The following is a 26,985-nucleotide window of genomic DNA, read 5'->3' as shown; positions in this document are numbered from 1 at the left end:
CTTCTCTCATGCGGCCTTCCCGCCTGTTGGCCGATCAAAAAGCGGGCCCCGCGAAGCCGCGGAGCCGAAGCGGCGTCGTCACTTCGCGGCCAATCGCAAGCCACAGCGTTACTTCGCCACCGCTTGCAGCTGATGGACGCCGCCGACAGCCGCTTTTTTCTGTTTTGCCACCGTTTCAAACGCCGCCATGACAGCTTCTTCGTGCGAAAGCCCGGACTGTTCGAGCGTTTCGATCGTCTCAATCATCAGTTTGTAATTGCGCGGAATAACTTTGACGAAGCGGCGGACATACGCATCCCACTCTTCGAGCACTAACGCCGCCCGCGGGCTTCCTGTATAGCGGTAATGGTTTTCGATCATCCGGCGCACGTCGCGAATTTCTTCCTCGTCTTCGAGCCGCTCAAATGAGACGAGCTCAAGGTTGGCGGTTTGCTGCCAGCTGTCTTCATCGGCAAGAACGTAAGCGATCCCACCGGACATGCCGGCGGCGAAGTTTTTGCCAACCGAACCGAGGATGACAACGCGGCCGCCGGTCATATATTCACAGCCGTGGTCGCCGACGCCTTCGACAACAGCATGGACGCCGCTGTTGCGGACGCAGAACCGCTCCCCAGCGCGGCCGCGAATGTACGCTTCGCCGCTTGTAGCCCCGTAAAACGCCACGTTGCCAATGATGACGTTGTCAGCCGCGGCAAACGGCGCCTCATGCGGCGGACGGACGATCACTTTGCCGCCGGAAAGCCCTTTGCCGACGTAATCATTCGCGTCGCCGACGAGCTCAAGCGTCATCCCTTTCGGCACAAACGCCGCAAAGCTTTGCCCGGCCGATCCGGTGAAATGGAGGCGGATCGTATCATCCGGCAGCCCTTCCTCGCCGTAGCGCTTCGAGATTTCGCTTCCTGTCATCGCCCCGACCGTGCGGTGGACGTTGCGGATGGCGAGGTGAAGTTCGACCGGCTCCTGCCGCTCAAGCGCTGGCTGCACCGCCGGTAAAATTTCCGTATAGTCGAGCGTCTCTTCCATTCGATGGTTTTGCCCTCTGCTGCCTGTGCGCGGGCCATCGACTTGATACAAGAGGCGGGACAAGTCAAGATGTTTCGCTTTCCAGTGCGCTTTTGCCCGCTCGCTCACTTTCAGAATATCGACGCGGCCGACCATTTCGTCGATCGTGCGGAATCCGAGTTCCGCCATCATTTCCCGCACTTCCTGAGCGACGAAATACATGAAATTGACGACATGATCCGGCTCGCCGGTAAATTTCTTGCGCAGCTCCGGATTTTGCGTCGCCACGCCGACCGGACACGTATCCAAATGACAGACGCGCATCATGACACAGCCTAAGACGACAAGCGGAGCCGTCGCAAACCCAAACTCTTCAGCGCCGAACAAAGCGGCCATGACAACATCGCGTCCTGTCATCAATTTTCCGTCCGTTTCCAAGACGACGCGGTCTCGCAAACCATTCAACATGAGCGTCTGATGCGTTTCCGCCAATCCGAGCTCCCACGGCAAGCCGGCATGCTTGATGCTCGTTTTCGGCGACGCACCCGTGCCCCCGTCATAGCCGCTGATGACAATGACATCGGCGTTCCCTTTCGCCACGCCAGCGGCGATCGTGCCAACGCCGGCTTTGGCGACGAGCTTCACGCTGATGCGCGCATCTTTGTTGGCGTTTTTCAAATCATAAATGAGTTGGGCCAAATCTTCAATCGAGTAAATGTCATGGTGCGGCGGCGGAGAAATAAGCTCCACCCCTGGCGTTGAGCCGCGCACTTTGCCGACCCACGGATACACTTTGTTGGCCGGAAGCTGCCCGCCTTCACCCGGTTTTGCTCCTTGGGCCATTTTGATTTGCAATTCATCGGCATTGACCAAATAATGGCTTTTTACGCCAAAACGTCCGGACGCCACTTGTTTGATCGCGCTGCGGCGCCAGTCGCCGTTTTCATCTTTCACATAGCGGGCCGGGTCTTCGCCGCCCTCGCCGCTGTTGCTTTTTCCGCCGATCCGGTTCATAGCGATCGCCAGCGCCTCATGGGCTTCCTGGCTGATCGAGCCGAACGACATCGCCCCGGTTTTAAAGCGGCGGACGATCGACTCGACCGGTTCGACTTCGTCAATCGGCACCGGTGTCCGGTCCGGATCGAAGTCGAACAAGTTGCGCAAGAACGTCAACTGTTCTTCATTCGCCAGTTTGGAATATTGTTTATACAAATTGTAGTCGTTTTTCCGGCACGCCCACTGCAGCAAATGGATCGTCTTCGGGTTGAATGCATGATGTTCGCCGTTGCGCCGCCATTGCAACTCGCTGCCCGTATCGAGCACATCGTCTTCATGCCGCGCTCCGAAAGCGGCTTCGTGGCGCATTTTCGCTTCTTTTGCAATTTCCGCAAGCCCGATGCCGCCGATTTGCGATGCCGTGCCGGTGAAGTATTCCTCAATGACATCGTCGCCGATGCCGACCGCTTCAAAAATTTGCGCGCCGCGGTAGCTTTGCACCGTCGAAATGCCCATTTTCGACATCACTTTGACGACGCCGTCAACAGCCGCCTTGATATATGTTTTCACCGCTTCACGGTAAGACAAGGCGATCGTGCCGTTTTCTGACGCCTGGCGGATGGTCTCGAGCGCCAAGTACGGGTTGATGGCGTCCGCCCCGTAGCCGATGAGCGCCGCAAAATGGTGCACTTCCCGCGCTTCGCCGCTTTCGACCAGCAGGCTGACGTTTGTGCGCGTCCCGTTGCGGACAAGGTGTTGATGAAGCCCGCTTACCGCCAGCAACACCGGAATCGCCACATGCGTGTCATCAACGCCGCGGTCGGACAGCACAAGAAGCGCCGCCCCGTTTTCGATCGCTTCATCCGCTTTGGCAAACAGCTCATCAAGCGCCTGTTTCAAATCATCAGTAAACAGCGTCGGCAGCACCGCGCACGCAAATTCCGGGTACGGATTGGCTTTTAACGCTGCCAGCTCTTCGTTCGTCAATAGCGGAGTTTCCAAGCGGATGCGCCGCGCCGCTTTGGCGTCCGGATGCAAAATGTTCCCTTCTTTGCCAAGCAGCGTCATCGTCGAGGTGACGACATATTCGCGGATCGCATCAATCGGCGGATTTGTCACTTGGGCGAACAGCTGCTTGAAGTAGTTGAACAAGCTTTGCGGCCGCTCGGACAGCACGGCAAGCGGCGCATCCATGCCCATCGCCCCCGTCGGATCTTTCCCTTCCGCCGCCATCGGCAAAATCGTTTTTTCCACATCTTCAAACGTGTAGCCGAACGCTTTTTGCAGCTTGACAAGCTGCTTCGGCGCTTCGACGTCCTCCGGAATTTCCAGATCGCCAAGCGTGATCATTTGCTCGTTGATCCATTGGCGATATGGCTTTTCATGAGCCATTTCTTCCTTGATTTCCTGGTCAGAGATGATGCGCCCTTGCTCGAGGTCAACCAACAGCATTTTCCCCGGGCTCAGCCGCTCTTTATATAAAATGTTGTTCGGGTCAACATCGATGACGCCGACTTCGGATGAGAAAATAATGTAGTCGTCTTTGGTGACATAATAGCGGGCCGGACGCAAGCCGTTCCGGTCCAAAATGGCGCCGATTTGCTTGCCGTCGGTGAACGAAATCGCCGTCGGTCCATCCCACGGCTCCATGAGACAGCTATGGTACTCGTAAAACGCCTTTTTCGCCCCGTCCATCTGCTCATCCCAAAACCACGGTTCCGGAATGAGCATCATCGCGACATGGGCCGGCTTCCGGCCAGCAAGAACGAAAAATTCGAACGCATTGTCCAAAATCGACGAGTCGCTACCGTTCGTATCCAAAATCGGCACGACTTTTTCCAAATCCGCGCCGAACGCTTCGGACACAAATTGCTTCTCGCGCGCCGTCATCCAGTTGACATTGCCGCGCAACGTGTTGATCTCGCCGTTATGGATCAAATAGCGGTTCGGATGGGCCCGCTCCCAGCTCGGGAACGTGTTCGTGCTGAAGCGCGAGTGCACGAGGGCAAACGCCGAACGGAACCGTTCATCTTGCAAATCCAAATAAAACGCATCGATTTGTTCCGGCGTAAGCAACCCTTTATAAACGATCGTCCGGCTCGAGAAGCTCGCTACATAGCACTCGTTGTTTTCCACACATTTTTCGAATTGTTTGCGGATCACATACAGCTTCCGTTCAAACGCCAACTCATCAGCCACGTCATCACTTGCCGCGACAAACACTTGGCGGATGAACGGCTGGCTTTGCCGCGCCAGTTTGCCAAGCTTTTCACGATCAACTGGAACTGTCCGCCATCCGAGCAGCCGTTGCCCTTCTTGAGCGACGATCTCATTGAACATCGATTCATAGTACGCCCGTTTCGCTTCCTCTTCCGGCAAAAAGAACATCCCGACCCCGTAGCGCCCTTTTTCCGGCAAGTTCATCCCGCCGCACACCGCTTGAAAATACTCATGCGGAATTTGCGTCATAATGCCCGCGCCATCGCCCGTTTCCGGATCGCTCCCTTGTCCGCCGCGGTGTTCAAGCTGGCGAAGCATATGAAGTGCCTTTTTGATAATGTCGTGCGACGGTTTTCCTTTCAAATGCGCATAAAACCCGATCCCGCATGCATCATGTTCAAATTCCGGGCGATACAGCCCTTGTGCTTCCGGTAATCCGTAGTGTTTCATGCTGCCTTCCCCTCCCGTTCCGAATTGTCTGTAATATTCATTGTAGTTTTCAAAATTAATATAAACAATATATAATTTAGATAAAATCCATCTCTTTTTGCGATCAATCAAAAGGAGGGAGAAAAATGGAGCTGCGGCAACTGCAATATTTCGTGGAAGTCGCCCGGCGCGAACACGTCTCCGAAGCCGCCGACGCCCTCCATGTCGCGCAGTCGGCGATCAGCCGGCAAATTGCCAACCTCGAAGCGGAGCTTGGCGTGCAGCTGTTTGAACGGGAAGGGCGAAACGTGAAGCTCACCCCGATCGGCCGCCATTTTTTGCCGCACGCCGAAGCGGTGTTAAAGGCGGTCGAGGATGCAAAGCAACAAATCGAAGAGTATTTGGACCCGGAACGCGGAACGATTAAAATCGGGTTTCCGACAAGCCTGGCAAGCCACATGATGCCGATGGTCATCTCCGCCTTTAAAGCGGAACACCCAAACGTCTCGTTCCATCTCCGCCAAGGGTCGTACTATTATTTAATCGAAGCGGTGAAAAAACGGGAGATCGACCTTGCCTTTCTCGGACCGATTCCGGTTCGTGAAATCGGCATTAAAGGAGAAATTTTGTTTTCCGAACCGTTTGCCGCCCTCCTGCCGAACAGCCATCCGCTCGCCCGCCGCGACCGGATCGTATTGAACGAACTGCGCCATGATCCATTTGTAACGTTTCCAAAAGGATACATTTTGCATCAAATCGTTATTGACGCTTGCCACCAAGCCGGATTTTCGCCCAACATTTCATCGGAAGGCGAAGATCTCGATGCCATTAAAGGGCTTGTCTCCGCTGGCATCGGCGTGACCCTCCTGCCGGAAAGCGCCTTGTCGGAAAGCCTCCTTCGCTACGCCGCCAAAGTGCCGATTGAGATGCCGCAAGTAAAGCGAAACGTCGGCATTATCATTTCCGACCACCACGAACTCGCTCCGTCGGTGAAAGTGTTTTACCAGTTTGTGAAAGACTTTTTCGCGGAGCTCGAGCGGTATCAATTGAGGGGGTGAACGCTCCCCCGCCTACGCTCACGTCGAAAAACGGATTCGAGATCACAAAAAAAAGACGCAGGTGCTTCACTCTGCGTCTTTCCTTTCTTCTTCTGCACACTTCCCCTTTCCGGCGCCTTCACTCATCAAGGATCATTCAAAAAGAAGATGTGGAGAGCACCAAATTCGGACGCTGCTTCAGTTAGATTGCGTCCGAACGTCATCCTAACCGCACGACCGTCCGGCCGCGCAGCTCGCCGCGCAAAATGCGCTCAAGCGCTTGCGGCAATTCAGCGAGCGAAATTTCTTGAACAATCCGCTCCAAATCCGGCTTTAAGTCGCCAGCGAGCCGCTCCCAAATGCGGAGGCGCAGCTCCATCGGGCAATAGACGGAGTCGATGCCAAGCAAACTGATGCCGCGCAAAATGAACGGATGGACGGTTGTCGGCACCTCGACGCCGCCTGTCAACCCGCTCACTGCCACCGCTCCGCCGTAGCGGATGCGGCTTAACACCGTGGCCAGCGTCCGACCGCCGACCGGGTCGACCGCCGCCGCCCAGCGCTGCTGATCAAGCGGACGAATGCGTTCAGCCGTGACGTCTTCGCGCGTCAACACTTCCTTGGCGCCGAGAGCACGCAAATAATCGTGCTCCGCCGCTTTTCCTGTGCTTGCTTCCACCGTATAGCCGCGCTTCGCAAGCATCGACACGGCCAAGCTGCCGACGCCGCCCGTCGCCCCCGTGACGAGCACCGGTCCGCGTTCCGGCGTCAGCCCCTGCTCCTCAAGACGGTGAATGGACAGCGCCGCTGTAAACCCAGCCGTCCCAATCGCCATCGCTTCTTTCAACGTCAACCCTTTCGGCAGCGGCACGAGCCAATCGCCATGCAGCCGGGCGTACTCGCTGTAGCCTCCGAAATGCGTCACGCCGATTTCATAGCCAGTCGCAATCACCTCATCCCCTTCGCGGAAACGCGGATGGTGCGACGAAACAACCACCCCGGCCAAATCAATTCCCGGCACAAATGGATACGTTTTCACAATTTTGCCGTCCGGAATGGACGCCAATCCATCTTTGTAGTTGACGCTTGAATAATGGACGCGGACAACGACGTCTCCTTCCGGCAAATCATCCATGGATATCGTCTGCACGCCGGCAGTAAATTCTGTTTCGGTTTTGTTGACAACGAACGCTTGAAATACGGACATCATTCTCTCCCTTTCCCATACATTTTTCACTCATGTCATTCGACAACCAAACGCCAGATTCCTTTCTGAACCAAGAAAACCCTCGCTTCCGGTTGTCAGCGTAGGCGGGTGATGAATAAATGTCTCATGAAAGTCCTTCCTACACTTCCTTGACTTCTTTATGTTAAACTGTAAACAAACATATCTTTAAGATGAAAGAAGGTGAAACAGTGGGCAATACCCCTGACTTGAACAAAATTTACACGTACGCTGACTGGAAAACATGGGAAGGCCGCTGGGAACTGATAAATGGAAAAGCCTATAATATGACACCTGCTCCATCTTCGGAACATCAATTTGCCGTCGGAGAATTGTATTTTGCTTTGCGCCATTTTTTCCAAAACCAACATTGTTACGTCTTTATGGCGCCGTTTGATGTATTCCTTAGCAAAAATGAAACGTATGAAACCCCTGATGACATTGTCCAACCCGATATTGCCGTGATTTGCAATAAAAAACAGATTGTCCAAAAAGGATGTTACGGGGCGCCTGCGCTAGTTGTTGAAGTTTTGTCACCTTCAACCGCTTTAAAAGATTACAACGAAAAATTTTACACGTACCAACACTATGGCATTGCAGAATATTGGATCGTCGATACGGCTAACAAAATGATTCATGTATACCATTTGCACGAAGGAGCCTATCAACGGCATGCCACATACGGGCAACAAGACACGCTGCATTCCGCACAATTTGAGGACTTAGCTATTCCACTAACGTATGTATTTGGATGGAGTTAAAACGGTTCTGACCATTCAGTGTTCATGATCGATCTTTCGTCAAACGCACAGGAATCGATGATCGGGCAGCCGGCCCTAAGGCAGATGTCTAAGAATCTCCCATCTCGAAACCGGGAGAACGTCCAACCCTAGCGACAGCGGCCTGCTTCTATGTTTTTCCGAATGTCTGCACGAAGGCAAACAAAACACCAGCCTGTCGACCCAAGCTGGCGTTTGTTCTTCTTATTGAATGGCCGCTAGCGCCCCGCTCAAGACGCGGACCACAAACGAAAGTTCATCATCCGTGATGCAAAGCGGCGGCGACAAGGTGAGCACGTTGTTGTACCCGGCGACTGTCGTTCCGTTTTTGCCAATGATGAGGCCGTTTTCTTTGCATCGATGGATCACTTGATTGACAAGCGACACATCAAGAGGCTCTTTCGTCGCCTTGTCAGCGACAAGCTCAATGCCCACAAGCAGCCCTTTGCCGCGCACATCGCCGACATACGGGTGGCCGGCTAGGTTCGTTTTGAGCTCATCAAGCAGCCATTCCCCTGCCTCGCGCGAGCGGTCAAACAGCCGCTCTTCCTCCATAATCTCGATGTTTTTCAGCGCCACCGCGCACGAAGCCGGGTGGCCGCCAAACGTATTGACATGGCGGAAATAGTCGTATTCGCCTGTTCCTTTGAACGCCTCGTAAATCTCTTTCCGAACCGCCGTTGCCGCCAGCGGCAAATACGCGCTTGTAATGCCTTTCGCCATCGTGATGATGTCCGGCTTGACGCCGTAGTGTTGAAATCCGAACGCTTTTCCCGTCCGGCCGAAGCCGCAGATGACTTCATCGACAATAAGCAAAGCGCCGTGTTTTTCACACACTTCTTTGACCGCTTTCATATACCCGTCCGGAGGAATGAGCACACCGCCCCCGGTGATGATCGGCTCCATAATGACGGCCGCAATCGTTTCGCTCAACTCCCACGTCATGACATCATCAATGGCCTTTACCGCCCGCAGTCGGCGCGGATCGTCCGCCGCATCCGGGTCGCGGTACACATCCGGCGGCGGCACGTGGATGAAACCTGGGGCGAGCGGTTCGTATTTGTATTTCCGCTGCGCCTGTCCGGTGGCTGAGAGCGCCCCCATGGAATTCCCATGGTACGCCCGGTAGCGAGAAATGATTTTGTACCGATGATGCTCCCCGCGTTGCTGATGGTATTGGCGGGCGATTTTAAACGCCGTTTCGTTCGCTTCCGACCCGCTGTTGGAAAAGAAAATCACATACTCATCGCCTAACAGTTCGTTGAGCTTTTCCCCGAGCTCGATCGCCGGACGATGGCTTTGCGTGAGCGGGAAATACGCCAGCGTCTTCAGCTGCTCATACGCCGCTTCGGCGAGTTCCTCGCGCCCATAGCCGACGTTGACGCACCAGAGCCCCGCCATCGCATCCAAATACTGGCGTCCAGCTGCATCCGTCACCCAGCAGCCTTTCGCTTCGGCCGCAATCAGCGTTGCTTGTGGGTTATACGGCTTCATCGAATGCCAGATATATCGGTCGTCTTTTTCGAGCCACAGTTGGTGGGGTTGTTCCGTTTTCATCGCCGCTTGACTCCCCTCTATTTAGAATCGTTTCATGTTATAGCCATTATCGCTCAATTCACCATGCTGTTCATTAGACAGAGTGTAAAAACGGTGAACACATTTGCTCCACAGTTTGACCACTGCGTTCACTCCCAACCGCGACCGTAGGATATTTTTAAGCGAAAAGCTTTTTCACGAATCCGTCGTCTTGTCCGATCCTCCTCAATCAGCCCAACGCTGCACATTCCGATGTCTGTACGAAATCTCGTCCGCATCCATCAAACAGTCGTACGCTTTGATCATCAGCTCAATGGCCAGCCGTTTATCAGGCGCCATGAAATCGGGGCCAAGGAAACTTTCCAGCTTCTCTATACGGTGATACAACGTTTGCCGGACAATAAACAGCCGCTTCGCTGTCTCTTGTTTCGAGCCGTTGCACTGCAAGTACACCTTGAGCGTTTCTAGCAGCTTCCCATTGTACTTCCTGTCGTACTCGATAATCGGCCCTAAATATTGACAGGCCGTTTCGCGCAGATTGCTATATTTATCTAGAACCATGATCATCCGATACAAATGCAAATCCTCGTAAAATGGACTGACCGTTTGATCCTTCAACCGGTTTCGAATTTTCAGCGCCTCCAGCGCGGCTCGATAGCTTTGATTCATGGCAGAAAGAGAGTTGACAAACGTTCCAACGCCTATGGATAAGGAGGGAAGACGCGTCCGTACAAAATCTGACGCCTTAATGGATTCAATTCCATCTTCGACCCGCTTTTTCCACGTGGACTCACCCCGCCAATCAAGGGCGATAAACGCCAGCTGCCGGCCTATCTCCACAGAAAACACGAAAAATCCTCGCTGCTCAAATAGCGAACGACATAAAAGCTTGAAATATGTCAAATCAAAATTTCCTTTTTGATGAGCCCTTTCCACCTTGCAAACCCACACAACTCCCCGACGGCTGTCAAAAGAGGGATGATGATCCAATAAAAAGGAAGAAATCTCTTGGTCTGAGTATTCCCCTTCAAGCCATCCTTTCAGCCACTCGTTTTCCTCCGTGCGCCGTTTCTCCTCAGCATAAAGGTTCCGCAATAAGTGTTGCGCCAAAGCAGTCGCAGTGCGATCCAAAATGAGAAGGTCAAACTCATTGACATCGCGGCCGTCAGGGAGAAGGGCCAGCTCCGCATACTCGGCGCCGAACAAAGAAATCGGCTTGACGACCGCATCTACGGGCCATCCGCTGTTCCCCGAACAGATGCTGGCCTCGCGTTTCTGCCTCGGCCGACATGGAATGTACTCCACATCCCCGCCCTGCATTTTAAAAGCCACGTGATGGCCTAAACAATCATGCAAACACGTTAAAATCTCCCGATGGTCATGAACGGTCAACAGCTTTTTGTTTAACTCTTGGGAATACGATTCAAGCTGGGAAATCATTTGATACTGTTGGTTGATCAAATGCGTATGGATGTCATGGGTGATTTCAACGAACGGGACTTCTTCAAGGAAAAAGACGATCGGGAAATCGTGCTGATCCGCCAGTTTTAACGCTTCATCAGGGATGGAAGAAGCATATGTTCCTAGTTCGATGCACAACCCGGAGGCATCGCATTCGATCAGTTGCCGAAGCAGCGATAAAAACAACGAAGCATCTTCCCGCCATCCGACTCCAGTGGATAAAATCAACTCTTTGCCCCGTAACAAATTGCTGATTTTCGTCACCTCGACGACATGCACCCACTTGACGATTCTGGACAACCCGCCTTTTCCAGCGGCAACAACGGCTCTTTCAAAATATTTTCTCCTTAAAACGTCAGCGACCGTAAGAGGAAAGCTGCATTCCATTCTTGCCTCTCCCCCTTTTGCTTTGTCTTTATTATCACAAATATTCGAAACTTTATAACTAAACTCCTTCTATAGCCGAGACGCCTATTGACAAATCGTCCAATGAAACTCCATTTTTAGTTGGCATTTTGTCTAATGTGTAGAGTGAATTTTTCCATATACACTAAAAACAATCGCGTAGTGAGATTATTTGAAAAATTTAAACTCTTTTTGAGAGGGGGAATAGGGATGAATGATTCCGGTCTGCAAAAAGGATTGAAAGAGCGCCATATGGCTATGATTGCCATCGCTGGGGTCATCGGCGCCGGATTGTTTGTCGGAAGTGGAGCTGTTATCCATTCGACAGGACCGGGAGCTGTGTTTTCCTATGCCTTAGCGGGTGCTTTAGTCGTTCTCGTGATGCGGATGCTCGGGGAGATGGCCGCGGCTCGTCCGACAAGTGGTTCATTTGCTGCTTACGCCCATGAAGCAATCGGTCCTTGGGCAGGATTTACGGTCGGATGGCTTTACTGGTTTTTCTGGGTGATCGTCATCGCCATTGAAGCGAACGCAGGAGCCGCCATCATCCAATATTGGTTTCCTTCCATTCCGTTATGGCTCCTAAGCCTTATCCTGACTATATTGATGACACTCACCAATATTTGGTCGGTTAAATCGTACGGGGAGTTTGAATACTGGTTCGCGTTCATCAAAGTAGCAAGCATTGTCCTTTTTCTTATTCTTGGTTTGGCCTTCATTTTCGGCCTTGCACCGGGCAGCGATCCGGTCGGCTTAAAAAATTTGACTGGTCACGGCGGATTGATGCCGCATGGCATCGGTTCCATCCTTGTTGGCATTGTCATCGTTATTTTCTCCTTCTTCGGAACGGAAATCGTCACGATCGCCGCCGGAGAATCAGCCGAACCGCAAGAAGCAGTATCCAAGGCAACTAAGTCGGTCACATGGCGGATTTTAGTGTTTTACATCGGCTCCATCGCCGTTGTCGTCACATTGCTCCCTTGGAACTCAGCGAGCGTGTTGAAGAGTCCGTTTGTCGCCGTGCTCGAACACGTCGGCGTCCCTGCGGCCGCCCAAATCATGAACTTTATCGTATTGACCGCCGTGTTGTCCTGCCTCAATTCCGGACTGTACACAACGTCGCGCATGCTTTACTCTCTCGCAGAGAAAGGAGAAGCGCCAAAGTCATTTTTGCGGCTGAGCAAAAACGGTGTTCCAGTGCGGGCGGTCATCGCTAGCACGTTGTTTGCGTACATCGCCGTCATCATGAACTACATCTCGCCGGACAAAGTGTTTCTGTTTCTCGTCAACTCTTCCGGCGCGATCGCGCTGCTCGTCTATTTAGCCATCGCCGTCTCGCAGCTCCGCCTGCGGAAAAAACTCGAACGCGAAAACAGCGATTCGTTAAAAATTAAAATGTGGCTGTTTCCCCACTTGACCTATTTTACGATTCTCATATTGCTCGTGATCCTCGCCTCAATGCTGTTTATCGATTCGATGGTGTCTCAGTTGCTGCTGACGTTGCTCATCACCGCCGTCGTCATCGTTTGCTACTTCGCCTTTGCAAGGCGCCGTCTCGACCCAACCTATGAGCCGGCGGCATCCACAATAGCGAAAGATTGATTTTCACCACATGAACAGGCGTCCATCGGCACGGGCGTCTGTTTTGTCTGTTCCGCCCCGCCCAAACGGCGGCGGAACAGAAAAATGACAACTTTCCAAACTTCCGTCGCCGCCTATTACCTTTGCCGTCATTTCGTTGTATACTGACATTGAGAATAATTTCACAAATCAGGAGGCCTAAACATGATCGTCCACGAACTGACGGACATCGAACATCTATTCACTGAACAATTGCGGGAAGGCTACTACGTGATTCGTGAAACATACCAAAACGTACTCGTTGAGCCGGAAGACGGCGACACCGTCCGGCAAGTGGACGCCGGAACGGAAGAAGTCGTCACCATCGTATTTGATCCCGGCGACGAATACTCCCTCATTTGCCTTGACACCTACACGTTCGCCGACGGCATCCCGTCTTTAGCGGAGCTCAAAGAAACGATTGCCGCGGAGTACGACGTCTTTGTCGACCACCGCTGGGCCGCGCCGTCATTGTAAAAAGCGCCTGAAACGACGGACATCAGGGACTCGGACATAGACGCAACGCCTGTTTTACCAAAGCGCTTTTCATCAGCCGAATCGAAAAGCAGCCCGTCCACCTAGCGAGCGGGCTGCTTCGATTTCTTCTCGAACCGAAACACGCGGAAGCCAATATCAAGCTCCGTCTTCCCCGTTTCATAAACGATTTTCTCCCCCGCGCGGCGAATGCGCTCGCGGCCGATGTCGCAAATCGTCCGAAACCCCACCCGATACGCCTCGGACGTTTCCGCAAGCCGTTCGGGAAGCTGCACCATTATAAACGACCGCCGGCCGCCGTCTTCTGCGTTTTGCTGCATGACGGCATGGGCCGTTGTCGCCGAGCCGGAAAAAAAGTCGAGGATGATGTCATTGTCCTTCGTTGTCAACGCCACCATGCGCTGAATGAGCTTCACCGGCTTCGGGTAATCCATCACCGCCAGCCCGTCGAACAGCTCCTTCAGCTCCTTTTTCGCCTCCTGCGAATGGGACACCTCGTCATGCGTCCAAATCGTAAGCGGCGTCACCGTCGACTTCACTTCGCTTAAAAACCGCTTCAGGCGCGGCACCCCGTTTCCGTCTTTGCCAAACCAAATGCGGTTGTCTTCCACCAGTTCGGTGAAGCGCTCCTTCGTCACCCGCCAGCAATACCCGTTCGGCGGGGAGACGACCCGGCCGCTTGGCGTCACAATCTCATAAATCTTTTCCGGAATCGGCGGACCGACCGACAAATCACCTGACGTCCACGGCCCCCGCGGGTCATTGTCTGGGTTGGCATACCGCCCGTCCGCTTCCGGATGGCGCGGCAAGCCGTACCAAGCTAAACGGTCGATATTTTTCGCGTAACAGAGGATGAAGTCATGGTTGCGCGAGGCAAACTTGTTCATATTCACAGGCGAAAACGCCCGCTGCCAAATGAACGTGGCGACAAAATTCCGCTCGCCAAACAGTTCATCGCACATCTTTTTCAAATTCGCCTGTTCTGTATCATCAATGGAAATAAACATCGCCCCTGTCTCCGCCAACAGCTCTCGCGCCACCCAAAGGCGCGGGTACATCATGTTAAGCCAGCCGACATGGCCGCGCGCTTCTTCCTGGATTCCGCTAGGAACAACGGCTTTCCCCTTGCGCCAATTGTCTTTGTACGTGAGCACTTTTCCGGTATTGTACGGCGGGTCGATGTAAATCATTTGAATGGTTCCTGCATGCGTTGCTCGCAACAGCTTTAACGCCTCTAAGTTATCCCCTTCAATATACCAATTGTTCGTCGTCTCCCACTGTTTGCTCGCTGCCTGATCCGGCCGCAATACTCCGGACGCAGGCAGCTCAGCGAGCCGCCTCGCCTCCGCCTTCCCTGGCCATGTGAACTCATACGATTCTTCCCGGCCCCCACAGCCGAGTTCCTTCCGCAACCGATCCCAATCGATGTCCCCGTCCACCACCGCTTCCGGAAAGAGCTTCTTTACCGCTTCAAGCCTTGCATCCGCTACCTGTTTCCTTCTCCCACCGACGTTTGCCATGGCACGCCCTCCCTCCCCCTCCGCCATCTTGTCCGCAACGTTTTTTGTCCACGAAAAAGAGATCGTATTTCCAATATTTCGCCATGGCAAACCGTTTTCCTGCCACAACTCTTAGCTAAAAAATATCCCCGCCTCCTGCAAACGGAAGCGGAGCGTAGAACGTTTCATACGGAGCGATTCCCTTGTCAGACAAGAGAATCCGCCGATCGGACACGAAAACGGCTCTTTACACAAGCTGTCTTCGCCCCACCGCCTTCTCAGCGACCGCTTGCTGGATCTCGCTCATATTAAACGGAATAATGACATTTTCGGCTAAATGGCGCTTGCTTTCAAGCAATTCATGCATCAATTCCTCTACTGTCCCCTGCGGAAAGTGGGAACTGTCCCTCGTAATAATATGGTAGACATACACGTCCTTTTGCTGGCCGATGCGATATGCACGGTCAGTTGCTTGATTTTCGACCGCTGGATTCCACCATCGTGTGTAATGAATCACATGGTTGGCACTTGTGATCGTCAAGCCGACGCCGGCCGCTTTTGGGGATAAAATCATAATGCCAAAGCCTTGCATTTCGTTAAAGCGCCGGACAATCAATTGCCGATTTTTCGCATCGCCATCAATCACTGGAACAGAAATGCCGTATGTCTCCATAAAGATTCGTTTTAAAAGAGAGTGCAGTTTGCGAAATTCAGTAAAGATGAGCACTTTCTCTCCCTTTTGCCGAATCGTTTCAATGATATGCATCGTTTCTTTCAGCTTCGGCACTTCTTGATAAGAGAGCTGTTCATATTTCGGAATGACCGCACCGGGATGGCCGTACAGTTGACGAAGTCTCGTAATCATATTCAAAATGGCGACCTGACCCATCTCTTTTGTGGCCAACATTGACCGGGCAATTTCCTTCTGTATGGGTGAAGCTTCAACATAAATCGGCGGAACAAGGTGTTTTTTAGGCAAACGGCCATCGAGAATTTGTTGCTTCGTGCGGCGCAAATAGTACGGTTGTAGGGCCACAAGCAACGCATCATAGTCCGACGTTTCTGCATAGCGGAAGCGAAATTCTTTTAGAGAGCCTAAAGCACCAGGCTGGACAAAGTCCATAATCGCCCAAAGTTCGTCTAAACTATTTTCGACCGGCGTGCCGGTCATCGCTAAACGGAAACGTCCTTGCATGGCGCGAATGGCGCGTGAGCGCTGGCTAGTATGAGATTTAATGTTTTGCGCCTCATCACAAATAATCGCTTGAAATTCAATTTTCCCCAACAGAAGCTGGTCCATTTTGAGCGTGTCATAGCTTGTCAAAACGATATCAAACTGTGAAATGAGCTGCGACGAAGCCAGCCGTCCTCTTCCTTTATGAATATATAAACCGTCCAACAAGCTTGGGGCAAACTTTTCGATTTCCGCCACCCAGTTCTCAATCAGGGCTATCGGCAGGACGATCAACGTCGGCTTCAACCGCCCATTTGCTTTTTGATGCAACAAAAACGCAATGACCTGAATTGTTTTTCCAAGCCCCATATCATCGGCAAGCAGGCCGCCCCTTTCTTGCTCTGCCAAGTGACAGAGCCACTCAAAGCCTTCGATTTGATGCGGAAAAAGCTCCGCTTGCAGCCCGGATGGAACCGGATAGCGCCGGCATGGTGCCCCTTGGGCGCTGTCCATCTTGTATTCAAGTTGTTCTTCGTTATCTTTAATATCAAGAATATACCGGCGCTTCAACGCTTCATCGGCGTCTTTCGGCAGCTGCAGCAGCTTCCGGCGCAATAAAGGATCTAGGTAAATCCATTTGCCGTTGTATTCGACATATTGCTGATCCGGATATTTTTCCATCAGTTCGCGCAATAACGTCTCATCGTACGGAACAGTATGCCCGCTCTCCTCATCAAACCATTGCATTCCGGTCCGCTCATGAAAAAAAGGGCGAACCCGTTCAATCGGGATAAGGCCGCGGACACGTTCTGAAAACTGGTCCAAATCAAATAAATAATCATGCTCAGGCAAGACGGCCGCCGGATTTTCCAAAAACAGCGGCACTTCTTCTCCCGTAATATGCCGTTTTTGCTGCAAATGCATCATATCAGCATGAACCTGCTCCGTGCTGACGAAACGGCTGCGCCCATGGCCTTTTTTTATGCTGCTGACCCGTTGCAGTCGTTGAAGATGGCGGGTTTCCTCCTCATTTCGTCCTTTAACGACAAGCTCGATATGGTCATGGCGGTGCACAGCAACGTCTATATCGTACGCATCAACGACGTGATACGTTTCGTTTTGTAAAAAGTGTTCAAGTTCAATTCCTGCTTCGTTGGCCAGCTGTTGGCAAATGCCGATTTTTTCATATCCTGATTCGTACGATCCCAAAAGCGCTTGTTTCAGCCGATATACGCGTTCCGGGAGCAGCATGAGACGGTCTGGCAGCACATAAATCGCCCCGGCCTGCTTCCCAACCCGATCTAAGTTGCGCCCGCCTGCATCAAACAGTTGCAAAACTAAGTCCGCTTCATGCGGCAACGAACGAAGTGAGAGCTTTCCGCCCACTTGCTCCTCAACAACGGGAAGCCCTAAATGTTGGAGCACTTCTTTGGCGCTTTCGTCTTTCAGCAATTCATAATACTCGCTATACGGCAAAGTCGAATCGACAAGAACGCCCGAGTCGTAAAGCTCCTCCCAAGCGACATACTGCTGAAATCCTTGCACTTTGTAATATTTTTCGATGTCTTCTTTGGCCATAGGCAGCTTCAGTTCGGCGACGGTTTTGCCGTCATGCAACTGAAACGAAAAATGAATCCCATCCTCATTCGGCGTCAAAACTGCCTTCATCATTTTCCGTTTCTTTTTGAAGAAGAACATCCCTTCTTACCTCCCAGCCGAGTTCGCGGCGAAGCCATTCATCAAATTTCCATTGCCACCCACCGTTATGGCGCAGCCAGCCGCCTGGAATTGTCAAATCTCTATCCATCAGCTCGGTTCGTTTCACTTCCCGCACTTTTCGCCACGCCTTGTTGGCAAACTGCTCGCGTTCGGCGAGCATCCGGTCGATTTTGGGCTGAAAATGGCGCCGGAATACGTCGGCGCGGTAAATATAAACCGCCCCAGTTCCGAGCACTTCCATAATGACAACGTCATGAAAATACATAATCAACGTCGTGCGTTCATCCGTCACAACGACATCCTCTAGCTTTGGAATAAACTTTTCCCAATATTGAAACCGTTCATGGTTTTTATTCACGCCGCCAAAAAAGTCTTTCAATTCCAACCTCATAATCCACTGAGCAAACCGCTGCTTTTCCTCTTCCCCGACATATCTCCATAGCATTGGTTTTCTGTGATACGTTTGCAACTTTTCAAATATCAATCTTCCGAGCGGCTTGACGTGATTCAGTTTGCACTTTTTGATCAATGCGTTCGCCATTTTTTGTTGCTGCTCATTTGTCGAAGAAACAAACATATCCCGGTACAACTCTTGTTCTTTGAGAAAAAACGATTCATCGGCCAGCTGGAAAATTTCCATCAGCACGAGTTTAAACAACGGGAAATTTTTCGTTAAATAAAACGTCTCCAATTCCTCTAAAATGCCTTTCTCGCTTTCATACGCCGTCGTCGCCAAATATACAATCGGGTCTTTGCTTGACAAATAACGCCGCCATTTTTCGCTCTTTTCTTTTTCCATTCTTTTTTCAATTTTTTCGATATGAGAGGCATAAGCATAGCGTAAAAGCTTCCAAATTTCATCCAAATCACATGTTTCATACACCACATCGACCAACACACGAAAAAGGCGGCGCTCATGACGAACGTGTTGCTGGATCACATCAATCATCGCTTTTTTCATCTCTTCCGGAAGCTCTTTTTTATATAAGTTTGGCAAAAGAAGCTTTTCCCGCCTCGACAACTGTTTGACCCATTGTTCGAATGCCGAAGACGGTGCATCGACTAGCCCCGCAAACTGGTCGGACAGCCGTTCGAGCAGCCCCCGATATTTCTCATTGCTGTTTTCCATTGTTTTCTCCAAAAGAGGCGGACGCACTTCGCGTAGCCATCGTTTCAGCAATACCGGTTCATACTCATACTTCATTCGTTCACCAACTTTTCAATGGCTTTAATTGCTTCATCGTCCTTAAGACGGAATAAAAATTCAACCCGGCGTGATCGGTCAGGATCATACTTGCCGTTTTCATCCGTCAGCGGATTGCTGAAGCTCCGGCCATTTGCAGTAATGTACTTTTTCGACAGCTCCCGCTCTTTAAAATTAGGAAACTCTTTACTATAAATATACTCTAAAACGGCGTATGCCCGTCGCTGTGACAAAGACATGTTGTACATGTACGTCCCATTTCGGTCGGTATGTCCTTCGATAATGATACTTGAAATTTCATCTTTAAACCGATCCTGCAATAAAATCCCCATATACTTAGGAATAAATTGTTGCAAAAACGCCTTCCCCTCCGGAGAAATTTCCGCCGAGTTCGATTCAAACAAAATGCTGCCGGGAAAGCGGATGGCTCCTGTTTGCTGATCGACCTCAATGGCCATATTCGACTTTTTAAACGCTTCTGTTAAAGCCCGAATGATCTCCGTTTTGACGCTGACAACCTCTTCAATTTGTTTTTCTTTCTCTTCTAACAATTCACGGTAGTCAAGGATGACAAACATCAACAACAAGGCAAACACCATCAACATGGCGCTCATTAAATCCGCATAGGACATCCAATAATTAACTTCCGTCCGTCTCCGATATTTCATGTTGAAGCCCCTGCTTTCCATTTATCCAGATGATCGACTAAGTCTTCCATATTCTCAATGAAATCGTTCTGAACCTCACTGAACTGATAAACGAGCCCGCTCACTTCCTGAACGGCTTTTGTCAACGTCTCATCAAAGTGTTGATACGTTTTGCTTAGACCGCTGTCAATGTTCTCCGCAAAATCTTTCATTGAAAGATGAAGGGCTTCTGTAATCTTCGCCAACTGTTCTTTCGTCATCGCCCAGTTTTGCTGCAGCGTCGCGATTTGCTCTGTCATCTCATGCATGTACACTTTCGTTGTTTGTAATGCTTCCTCCACCGTTTCATTTGTTTGCGTGCGCAGCTGCACAAGCTCTGGAAGAAGCTGTTTTTGCGCTTCCTGCATTTTAAGCAGCTGCTCCTTCAGCTCGCGAACGCGATTGAACGTTTCGCGCAATTCGGAAACGAGCGGGGACAGCGCAGCCACAGCCGACTGGACATCGCCGAGCAGCTGCTGCGAATCATGCAGCGATTCTTTTTGAATGCGGAGAGACTCCTCAAACTTGTTCGCCATCGTTTGAAACGAGCCGGAAAGTGAGGACGATGCATGGACAAGCCGCTCAAGCAGCTGGCTGTACTGTGTTTCCACTTCCGCATTAAATCGGGTGAACTGTTCTGCCAAATGATCATACTTCTGAGCCAACAGCTGGTTGCTCCGCATCACTTCTTGCTGAACTGGAAGCTGGTCTTTTGTCAGCTGCTGCAACTGGTAAAATGTTTCTCCTAATCCGTTCATCATCCCCGCCGTTTTTTGATAACTTTCCTTCATTAATTCAAGTTCTGCAGCCATTTTCTCAAATTGCGCAAACATTTTTTCCGTCCGCTCAAGCGTCATCGCCTGCCGCTCTTCCGTATAAGCAAAACGGCTTGTGAATGACTCAATCGTTTTCATCATTTCTGAGTGAAGCACTTGCGATTGTTGGACAAACTCGCTAAACTTTCCAATTGACTGTTGTGTCCCGCCTGTAATCTCATCAACAAGCCGACTCGTCACATCGGCGCTTGTACTTTTTGTCAACTCAATTTGCGACTCAAGCAACCTTGCCTGCGTCTCCATCCCTTCATGCAGCTGGGCGAACTGGTCATGAAGCTGACCGAACGCTTGCTGCAGGCTGCCGTGCGACTGCTGAAGCGATAGAGCGATCGGCTGCATCGCCCTTTCAAGCGCATCAGTCAGCAGCGTCTTCAGATGGTCAGCCTGATGACGTGATAACTTTTCTAAACGGTTAAGAAACAGCTCCTCATCATCGGTGCTAAGCAAAAAGTCAAGCCGCTCGGAATGCCAGTCGATATTGCGCTCAAGCACGCCACTGATCCATCGGTCGAACATCGTCCATATTAAAGAAAGCAACACGCCCCATACAGAAGTGTAAAAGGCGACTTTCATCCCATTTATTAAACTATCAATTCCAGACCGCAACATTTCTGTATCACTGACATGCAATTGAGCCAATCCTACCGAGAGACCAACGAAAGTGCCAAGAACACCGAGACTGACGTGAATGCCCGCCCCCATGTCCATCAATGTTCGGTAGCCCATATGATGGTACATCACATCAAATCCAAAAAACGGCTCTACATTAATACGCTCATCCTCATTTTTCTGCGACACGCGATTATAATACCGCTCCCAAAGTTCTTTATATTTCGACTTTTTCACTTGGGCAAAAAGATTGTGAATGGCCTGATCAATCTCGTAGACGCTTCCATCTAAAGGACGGTTTAATTCCAAAAGCTTTGGCTTCAACTGGTTCATCACCGCAATCTCCCTATGAATGCGGACAAACTGCCAAACAGCCATCACCAAAAACAAACTAAACTGAAAATAAAGAAACAAATCAGTAAAACCTTCATTTCCGATTTTGTTAATCAAGGAAAACAACGTCTCAAAAACGGTATACAACGTCCCTCACCCGCGCTTTCTATTGTGTAAAGTCATCTGTTGCTAAGAAAAATCCAATCCGTTCCATTCGTCCCCTTCGCTGTTCATCTGATTATTCACTGGAATGGCAAAAAGCGTTCTTCTCTCCGATTCTTACAAAATCATTTTACAGGCGTTACGACCTATCGGCAATATGTAACAAAATAACAATTATATGGCTCTTCACCACAAAATGTACTTGACAATCAGGTTGTTTTCTGATCAAGGGTACAAAAAATGCGAAATTTCCTGTATGGTAAAGGTGACCAAACCATCAACCATGGAGGAAATTTCGCATGCAATCTCAGTTTATCAAAGATTTGATCACTTTACCAGGCTTTCTTATTCATGGAGAACGAAAAGAGGGAGAACGATGGATTTTTGAACTTTCCCTCCCTCCTCATTGTCCGATCTGCCCGACTTGCTTCGGACGGACAACCAAAATATCATCGAAACGAAAACAATGGATTCATGGCTATACAAATACGGTCGGTTTATTTTGGATTGAACTTCCTATAGAAAGACGGCGTTGCCAAGCCTGTTTTCTGACGTTCACCGTTTCTTATCCGGGACTTCCGTCTCACAGTATCGCGACGGAATCGTTTCAACATTGGGTCGCCCAGTTATGCATCGGAAAAACGATTCAAGAAGTCGCTCGCTTGTTACAACTCGCCTATACGACAGTAGAACGCTGGTTTTATCAATATGCCCCGGCTCTTTTACCAACATCGAATCCTACAGTAGTATGTGTGGATGAATTCGCTTTCCGAAAGGGACATGATTACGGAGTAGCGGTGATGGACACACAGACTCGGAATGTCCTTTCCATTGCTTCTGGAAAAAATGAAGAAGCCATTGTGGAGGCGCTTCAACCCGTCGCCTCCAAAGTGAAGTATGTTGTCAGCGACTTGGCTCCTGCCATGAGAAAAGCCATTGAAAAGGTATGTCCAAAAGCCATCCATGTTCTTGACCACTTCCATGTGATTCAGTTATTCACCGATGCGCTGGAACGTTGTCGCAAATACCTTGCCAAAGGCGGAACCAAACATGGAAGCGTTCGCCGCGTGTGCCGATGGTTAAGCCAACGTCCAGAAAAATGAACAGAAGAAGAGAGACAGGAAGTTCGACAATGGTGCCAAGAAAGTGCTTATTTACGTGATGTCTATCAAGCACTTCAACATTTCCGTTACGTATCCAAAAGCCAAACAAGAAAGCAAGCCGAAACTCGTTTGACCCAATGGTTTGACCGGTACCTTTTTAGCGACTGTGCCGCCGTACGCAGTATTGCCAAGGCACTCATCACCCGAAGAGACGCAGTGCTTTCTTGCATCGTTTTTTCTTACTCAAATGGTCCAATGGAAGGAATCAACAACAAAATAAAATTGATCAAAAGGCGAGGATATGGGTATCGAAATATCCAGCGTTTTACTTTGCGTGTCCGTCTAGAGACCTCTATCACATTTTAACGTAAAAATCAAGTACATCTTTTGGTGATGAACCAATTATATAGATGACTTGGTCGTCCAAAAGAAATCGCCATACCCTCCTTTCCCCGGCACGAAAAACAAAACGAGCCAACAAACGGAGAAGGCGGCATGGCGGATGGTGACTGCTTATGCGTTTTTTGAGCAAGAAAATGGGGGATTCTCGGATGCATCAAAGAATTTCTCAAGTTGAACAGCGCCTTGATTCATCCTTTTTTCCTGTCAAACTCAGCAGCTTCATAGAGTGTCCATGTTTTCCATCTTCGGACGACTGACTCGGTACATTTGCAGCGCAACACCGTCGACCATAAACGTTTGCGCTTCCCCATGACGTAAAGCGTACTGCTCAAGCCCAACCATAAAGTTGACTCCTTCACGGTATTCCTCGTTGCCGATCACCTGAAGCGGCGGCGACATGAGTTGGCGCGAGAGGAAGAGGATCGCCTTTTTCCGCGCCCGTGTGAGCGAAACGTTGAGGCGGTTCAAACTGTAGATGAACTCCCCTTCCATCACAGCCAGTTCCGGATCGGCGACGCCGTAGCTGATGATCGCCGCATCCACTTCTTGCCCTTGCATTTTATCAACCGTATCGACGAAAAACGGTGGGCGCAATCCTCGGTGTTCAAGCTCACGGCGAATGGCGCGGATTTGCGCCCGATGCGGCGAGATGATAAACAGCCCGCGGCGCCAAAACGCTTGGTCGCCTTCTGATGAGTCATCGTACCGTTTTCCCTCGCTGTCAAGAAGCCGTGCCCGCAACACCTTCGCGATGCTCGCCACCCAGCGCGCTTCCGCCTCGTTTTCTTGGGCACCGTACACGCCGTCATACGTGCAGACGACAAGCGGATAGTCAGGGTCGATCGCTGCTTCCACCCATTCATCGGCAGTTGGGGCATCGGCGAGCGCCAACGTTTGCTCGGCAATTTGCCGGTTGAACGCCGTGTACTCGGAGCCGTAGATCCGGTCGGCTGGATAGCGGCAAAGCGCCTCATTCATGCGGAAATTGTCCGTCAGTTGGCGGGTATACCGCTTCTCGACATCGGCGTCAAACAGCAGGCGGAAAATCGAGTCGAACAAAGGCGGCTCCCCTTCTGCGGCCACATACGCCCCTTGAATGATTGGCGGCAGCTGGAAATGGTCGCCGACAATGAGCAGCCGGCCTGCTTTTTTGACATGGCGCAGCGCCAATAGCGAATCGGCGACGCGAATTTGCGATGCTTCATCCAGAACGACGACGTCAAACTCTTCTAGACAGCCTTTTTCATATGCCCTTTGAATGCCGTACAGCGTGGCGCCAAGCACCCGATGGCCGCCGCTGCCAAACCATCCGAGAAGGTCACGGTCTGCCACCTCGGCGATTCCTTTCGCATTTTCCGTCTGAATCTCGCCAAGTTTCGCGATATGGACGCTGCGCCGCGGCGCAAGCTCCTGAATTTTGCGCAGAACGTTTTCGATCGCCGCATGGGTGAAGCCCGAAACAAGAATGGCAAGCCTCCGCCCCCGTTTTTCATACATTTCCATCAGCAACCGAAGAGCAACGGCAATAAAATGCGTTTTCCCGGTGCCAGGCGGCCCCCAGACGAGCGTCAACGTATGGCGGAGAAAGTGGAGAAACGCCTGACGCTGGCTTTTTGTCAACCCGCTTCGGCGGAGAAGCGCCTTGACTTCCTCTGCATCCCAGTTGGGACGAAACGTTTTCCGATAGCGAATCGGATCGCGAACTAAGTCCAAGATGCGATGATTGTCCTTATCCAACTGTTGCAACGCCTGCAAGACGCGCGGGGTGGTAAAATCGGCATGCCGAAGCGACAGCCAATACTCCCCTCCTTCCACAAGCGGGAACCGGTCGAGCCATTTGGGCAACTCGAGCTCGAGTTCAGCTGTCTTGCCATTATCTTCGATGGCGCGAATGCGGACAAAATAGACATTGGCCCATTGGGGCGTCTTCCATTCACTGGCGTACTTATGATCAGGAAACGTCTGTTGCGCCTTTTCCCCTTCCTCATTGCACTCCGTCAAAAGCCAGCTCGCCTTTAGATCGATCGCTTCAAGCGCCTGGCGGTTGTTCAATCGGAACCGATCGCCGCCAAGGTACGTGACATGAAGCGTCACTCCGTTCTCAAGCCGCTCCGAAAGCGGGAGCAGGCGCTTTTGGCGAATATCCAAGTAGTTTAATAGCGCCTCGTAGCGCGCCATAAACGCCAGCTTGGACACAAGCGGATCGCGGTAATCAGCCGAATGAGGAAACGCAAATTTTTCCGGCCAGACCATAAGTGGCGAAGGATGGACGCTCTCGGCCCACGCACGGATGCCTTGAATGATGCTGTGAGCGGCCCAAAGGCGGCGGCTCAGCTCCTTCTCGACCGCTTGTCGTTTTTCCATGTCCCCTGTTTGCCAGGCATCATGCAGCACATCCAGTTTCATGGCGTTTGTCAAGCGGAACGAAAAGCGCTCGCTCGCCGAGTACAGAAACGGCGAATCATGGTAGGCCGCAATATACCGCGACAAGTCTTCAAGACGGTACGCAACATGCGTCGGCAAGGCGAACAGCTGGCTCACGGCCGTTGTCAGAACAACGACAGGAAGCGGAACGATTTCATCTGGATGATCGTTGGCACTTGCTAGTGAGCTGCTATGAAAATACGACAGCAGCCGAACAGCTTTTTCGTTATAGTCTGGATCGAACAAAAGCGCTTGAAGTAGCTGCTGCACATTGTCCCATTCATAGTTGTCGATGACATACGCCTGCACCGATTTTTGCGACCGCCACTCTCGCTCCCGGTTGTAATCGTGCACCGTCTGAAGCAGGCGGTCCAGCGCATCGGCAAACGTTCGGCCGACCGCGTCGCATTCTTCCAGAGAACCAGCAATAACATGATGCATTTCCGATCCCGTTCCAAACACATCTGTTCCACCAACACGGTACAACGATGCCGCCGCAATCTTCCCCGTCAACGGATCGCGTTGCGCGGTGAGAATCAGACGGATGTCTTCCCATATCGGCATATGCGTCACCGCCTGGTCATACGGAACGACCTTTTCCTCCGCAATCGCCTCAAGCTGCGCTTCAAGCCGCCGAAGTTGACGCGCCAATCCAGCGTTTTGTTTTAGGACGTGTCTCGTTTCTTGACGCTCAAGAAGTTGGCGAAACTCATCGATCGTCTCCGGAAGCTGCCGCTCGCGGATAAAGCGGGACGCATGACTCGATAAGTACGGAACGAGGGAAATATGCGACTGTTTCCGCGCTTTGTCGAAACAGTAATCATAGAACGGGCACCATTCACAGCGATAATCCAAATGCCAAAACAGCTCATCAAGTTGCTTCCCAGCCAGCGCCGTCAATTCGCTAGCCAAAAACTGCTCAAGAAACGGAAGCAGCTGTCCGATATCTGTCAGCTGCGGCTGCTCGGTTTTGTACGTCCATATCCCGGCTTCGCGCAAATCGACGCTGCCCTTAACACCGTGCTCCTCTAACACCGAGGACAACATCAACGCGTACAGCGCCGTTTGCACGCGGTGGGAAATCTTTAACACATCTGATGATTTGATGTCGATGATGCGGAACACAAAGCCGTTTTGCCCCGGAATGCACTCAATCAAATCCGGACGACACGCCGCAAATCGGATCGCCTCTGGATCCAACCCGTACTGTTTGTAAAAGCGCGGCGGCGCGATCAATGTCGGCTGGTATAAATAGCGCTTGCTCGGCTGCTTCAGCTCGCGGATCGTCTCCTCTCCATCCAAATAGCAGTGGGAAATCGGTGCGCCAGGCTCTCGCTTCCCCATCTGCACTTGGCCGGCCAAATAGGTCGTAATCACTTCCTCTTCCCACTCAACCCCTCGGCGCAGCACGCTCTGATGCACCGCGGGCCGCTCAAACAGCTCTTCCGGCACATCGAGCTCGCTGCGCCGTTCTTTCGCCAACGACTGAAAATAAAAATTCCGCTCGCACTCGTGATAAAAATAGCTTGCGATTTTGGCAGGAGAAACGTAAAGCATACATCGATCCCTTTCTAAAAACATACTAGCCGATATCCGCACTGGGACTTGTCAGTTTGTTTATTCATTGTA

The 26,985-nt window shown here is 51.3% G+C and carries 14 protein-coding genes and 1 pseudogene; 5 read left to right on the top strand and 10 right to left on the bottom strand.

Annotated features, from left to right (window positions below; all coding sequences use genetic code 11):
- Positions 1 to 108: 108 nt before the first annotated feature.
- Positions 109 to 4,668 (bottom strand): glutamate synthase large subunit, encoded by a 4,560-nt coding sequence (gene gltB / locus QWV57_RS07125; protein ID WP_060787956.1) that lies wholly within the window; start codon positions 4,666 to 4,668, stop codon positions 109 to 111.
- Between the two features lie 125 nt (positions 4,669 to 4,793).
- Here gltB and gltC point away from each other — a divergent pair, with 125 nt between their 5' ends.
- The gene (gltC, locus tag QWV57_RS07120) at positions 4,794 to 5,705 is read left to right on the top strand and encodes a glutamate biosynthesis transcriptional regulator GltC (RefSeq protein ID WP_020755536.1); all 912 of its coding nucleotides are present in this window, start codon (positions 4,794 to 4,796) and stop codon (positions 5,703 to 5,705) included.
- 199 nt (positions 5,706 to 5,904) lie between these two features.
- On the opposite strand, the gene QWV57_RS07115 is transcribed toward gltC, so the two are convergent.
- Positions 5,905 to 6,891: an NADPH:quinone oxidoreductase family protein gene (locus QWV57_RS07115; protein WP_060787957.1), complete on the bottom strand. Its 987-nt coding sequence runs from the start codon at positions 6,889 to 6,891 to the stop codon at positions 5,905 to 5,907.
- A gap of 191 nt (positions 6,892 to 7,082) precedes the next feature.
- Here QWV57_RS07115 and QWV57_RS07110 point away from each other — a divergent pair, with 191 nt between their 5' ends.
- The gene (locus QWV57_RS07110; RefSeq protein ID WP_033011094.1) at positions 7,083 to 7,670 is read left to right on the top strand and encodes a Uma2 family endonuclease; all 588 of its coding nucleotides are present in this window, start codon (positions 7,083 to 7,085) and stop codon (positions 7,668 to 7,670) included.
- 222 nt (positions 7,671 to 7,892) lie between these two features.
- Here QWV57_RS07110 and QWV57_RS07105 read toward each other — a convergent pair whose 3' ends face one another.
- Together QWV57_RS07105 and QWV57_RS07100 are read right to left on the bottom strand one after the other, a co-directional pair.
- Positions 7,893 to 9,245 carry an aspartate aminotransferase family protein gene (locus tag QWV57_RS07105; protein ID WP_129447271.1) on the bottom strand — a complete coding sequence of 451 codons (1,353 nt, stop codon included), beginning with the start codon at positions 9,243 to 9,245 and terminating at the stop codon, positions 7,893 to 7,895.
- Positions 9,246 to 9,449: 204 nt separating this feature from the next.
- On the bottom strand, positions 9,450 to 11,072 hold the full coding sequence (locus QWV57_RS07100; protein ID WP_060787960.1) for a PucR family transcriptional regulator: 1,623 nt from the start codon (positions 11,070 to 11,072) through the stop codon (positions 9,450 to 9,452).
- 228 nt (positions 11,073 to 11,300) lie between these two features.
- Here QWV57_RS07100 and gabP point away from each other — a divergent pair, with 228 nt between their 5' ends.
- Together gabP and QWV57_RS07090 are read left to right on the top strand one after the other, a co-directional pair.
- The gene (gene gabP / locus QWV57_RS07095; protein ID WP_033005920.1) at positions 11,301 to 12,692 is read left to right on the top strand and encodes a GABA permease; all 1,392 of its coding nucleotides are present in this window, start codon (positions 11,301 to 11,303) and stop codon (positions 12,690 to 12,692) included.
- Between the two features lie 183 nt (positions 12,693 to 12,875).
- A complete protein-coding gene (locus tag QWV57_RS07090; protein WP_020755528.1) occupies positions 12,876 to 13,187 on the top strand; it encodes a hypothetical protein in 312 nt (103 codons plus the stop codon).
- A 101-nt stretch (positions 13,188 to 13,288) separates the two neighbouring features.
- Here the strand turns inward: QWV57_RS07090 and QWV57_RS07085 are convergent, their stop codons facing one another.
- The 5 genes from QWV57_RS07085 to QWV57_RS07065 all read right to left on the bottom strand — a co-directional run bounded on the left by QWV57_RS07085 (position 13,289) and on the right by QWV57_RS07065 (position 21,412).
- The gene (locus QWV57_RS07085; RefSeq protein WP_060787961.1) at positions 13,289 to 14,725 is read right to left on the bottom strand and encodes a site-specific DNA-methyltransferase; all 1,437 of its coding nucleotides are present in this window, start codon (positions 14,723 to 14,725) and stop codon (positions 13,289 to 13,291) included.
- A gap of 226 nt (positions 14,726 to 14,951) precedes the next feature.
- On the bottom strand, positions 14,952 to 17,576 hold the full coding sequence (locus QWV57_RS07080; protein WP_060787962.1) for a DEAD/DEAH box helicase: 2,625 nt from the start codon (positions 17,574 to 17,576) through the stop codon (positions 14,952 to 14,954).
- Positions 17,521 to 18,801: a hypothetical protein gene (locus QWV57_RS07075; RefSeq protein WP_020755523.1), complete on the bottom strand. Its 1,281-nt coding sequence runs from the start codon at positions 18,799 to 18,801 to the stop codon at positions 17,521 to 17,523. Before QWV57_RS07075 ends, QWV57_RS07080 begins: the two co-directional genes overlap by 56 nt.
- Positions 18,798 to 19,469: an OmpA/MotB family protein gene (locus QWV57_RS07070; protein ID WP_033005917.1), complete on the bottom strand. Its 672-nt coding sequence runs from the start codon at positions 19,467 to 19,469 to the stop codon at positions 18,798 to 18,800. Before QWV57_RS07070 ends, QWV57_RS07075 begins: the two co-directional genes overlap by 4 nt.
- Positions 19,466 to 21,412: a MotA/TolQ/ExbB proton channel family protein gene (locus QWV57_RS07065; RefSeq protein WP_301101579.1), complete on the bottom strand. Its 1,947-nt coding sequence runs from the start codon at positions 21,410 to 21,412 to the stop codon at positions 19,466 to 19,468. Before QWV57_RS07065 ends, QWV57_RS07070 begins: the two co-directional genes overlap by 4 nt.
- Positions 21,413 to 21,726: 314 nt before the next feature.
- Here QWV57_RS07065 and QWV57_RS07060 point away from each other — a divergent pair.
- A pseudogene (locus QWV57_RS07060) lies at positions 21,727 to 22,896 on the top strand (ISL3 family transposase).
- 255 nt (positions 22,897 to 23,151) lie between these two features.
- On the opposite strand, the gene QWV57_RS07055 reads toward QWV57_RS07060, so the two are convergent.
- Positions 23,152 to 26,913, bottom strand: coding sequence for a bifunctional RecB family nuclease/DEAD/DEAH box helicase (locus QWV57_RS07055; RefSeq protein WP_301101576.1), 3,762 nt, complete (start codon positions 26,911 to 26,913; stop codon positions 23,152 to 23,154).
- Positions 26,914 to 26,985 lie beyond the last annotated feature (72 nt).

Source organism: Geobacillus zalihae (assembly GCF_030414215.1).
GTDB classification, from domain to species: domain Bacteria; phylum Bacillota; class Bacilli; order Bacillales; family Anoxybacillaceae; genus Geobacillus; species Geobacillus zalihae.
Note: the sequence above shows the minus strand (reverse complement) of the source record. Positions and strands in the feature narration are given on the sequence as shown.

Coding starts and splice junctions, on each gene's coding strand:
- gltB (WP_060787956.1), bottom strand. CDS start 4,668: ATGAAACACTACGGATTACCGGAAGCACAAGGGCTGTATCGCCCGGAA.
- gltC (WP_020755536.1), top strand. CDS start 4,794: ATGGAGCTGCGGCAACTGCAATATTTCGTGGAAGTCGCCCGGCGCGAA.
- QWV57_RS07115 (WP_060787957.1), bottom strand. CDS start 6,891: ATGTCCGTATTTCAAGCGTTCGTTGTCAACAAAACCGAAACAGAATTT.
- QWV57_RS07110 (WP_033011094.1), top strand. CDS start 7,083: ATGAAAGAAGGTGAAACAGTGGGCAATACCCCTGACTTGAACAAAATT.
- QWV57_RS07105 (WP_129447271.1), bottom strand. CDS start 9,245: ATGAAAACGGAACAACCCCACCAACTGTGGCTCGAAAAAGACGACCGA.
- QWV57_RS07100 (WP_060787960.1), bottom strand. CDS start 11,072: ATGGAATGCAGCTTTCCTCTTACGGTCGCTGACGTTTTAAGGAGAAAA.
- gabP (WP_033005920.1), top strand. CDS start 11,301: ATGAATGATTCCGGTCTGCAAAAAGGATTGAAAGAGCGCCATATGGCT.
- QWV57_RS07090 (WP_020755528.1), top strand. CDS start 12,876: ATGATCGTCCACGAACTGACGGACATCGAACATCTATTCACTGAACAA.
- QWV57_RS07085 (WP_060787961.1), bottom strand. CDS start 14,725: ATGGCAAACGTCGGTGGGAGAAGGAAACAGGTAGCGGATGCAAGGCTT.
- QWV57_RS07080 (WP_060787962.1), bottom strand. CDS start 17,576: ATGTTCTTCTTCAAAAAGAAACGGAAAATGATGAAGGCAGTTTTGACG.
- QWV57_RS07075 (WP_020755523.1), bottom strand. CDS start 18,801: ATGAAGTATGAGTATGAACCGGTATTGCTGAAACGATGGCTACGCGAA.
- QWV57_RS07070 (WP_033005917.1), bottom strand. CDS start 19,469: ATGAAATATCGGAGACGGACGGAAGTTAATTATTGGATGTCCTATGCG.
- QWV57_RS07055 (WP_301101576.1), bottom strand. CDS start 26,913: ATGCTTTACGTTTCTCCTGCCAAAATCGCAAGCTATTTTTATCACGAG.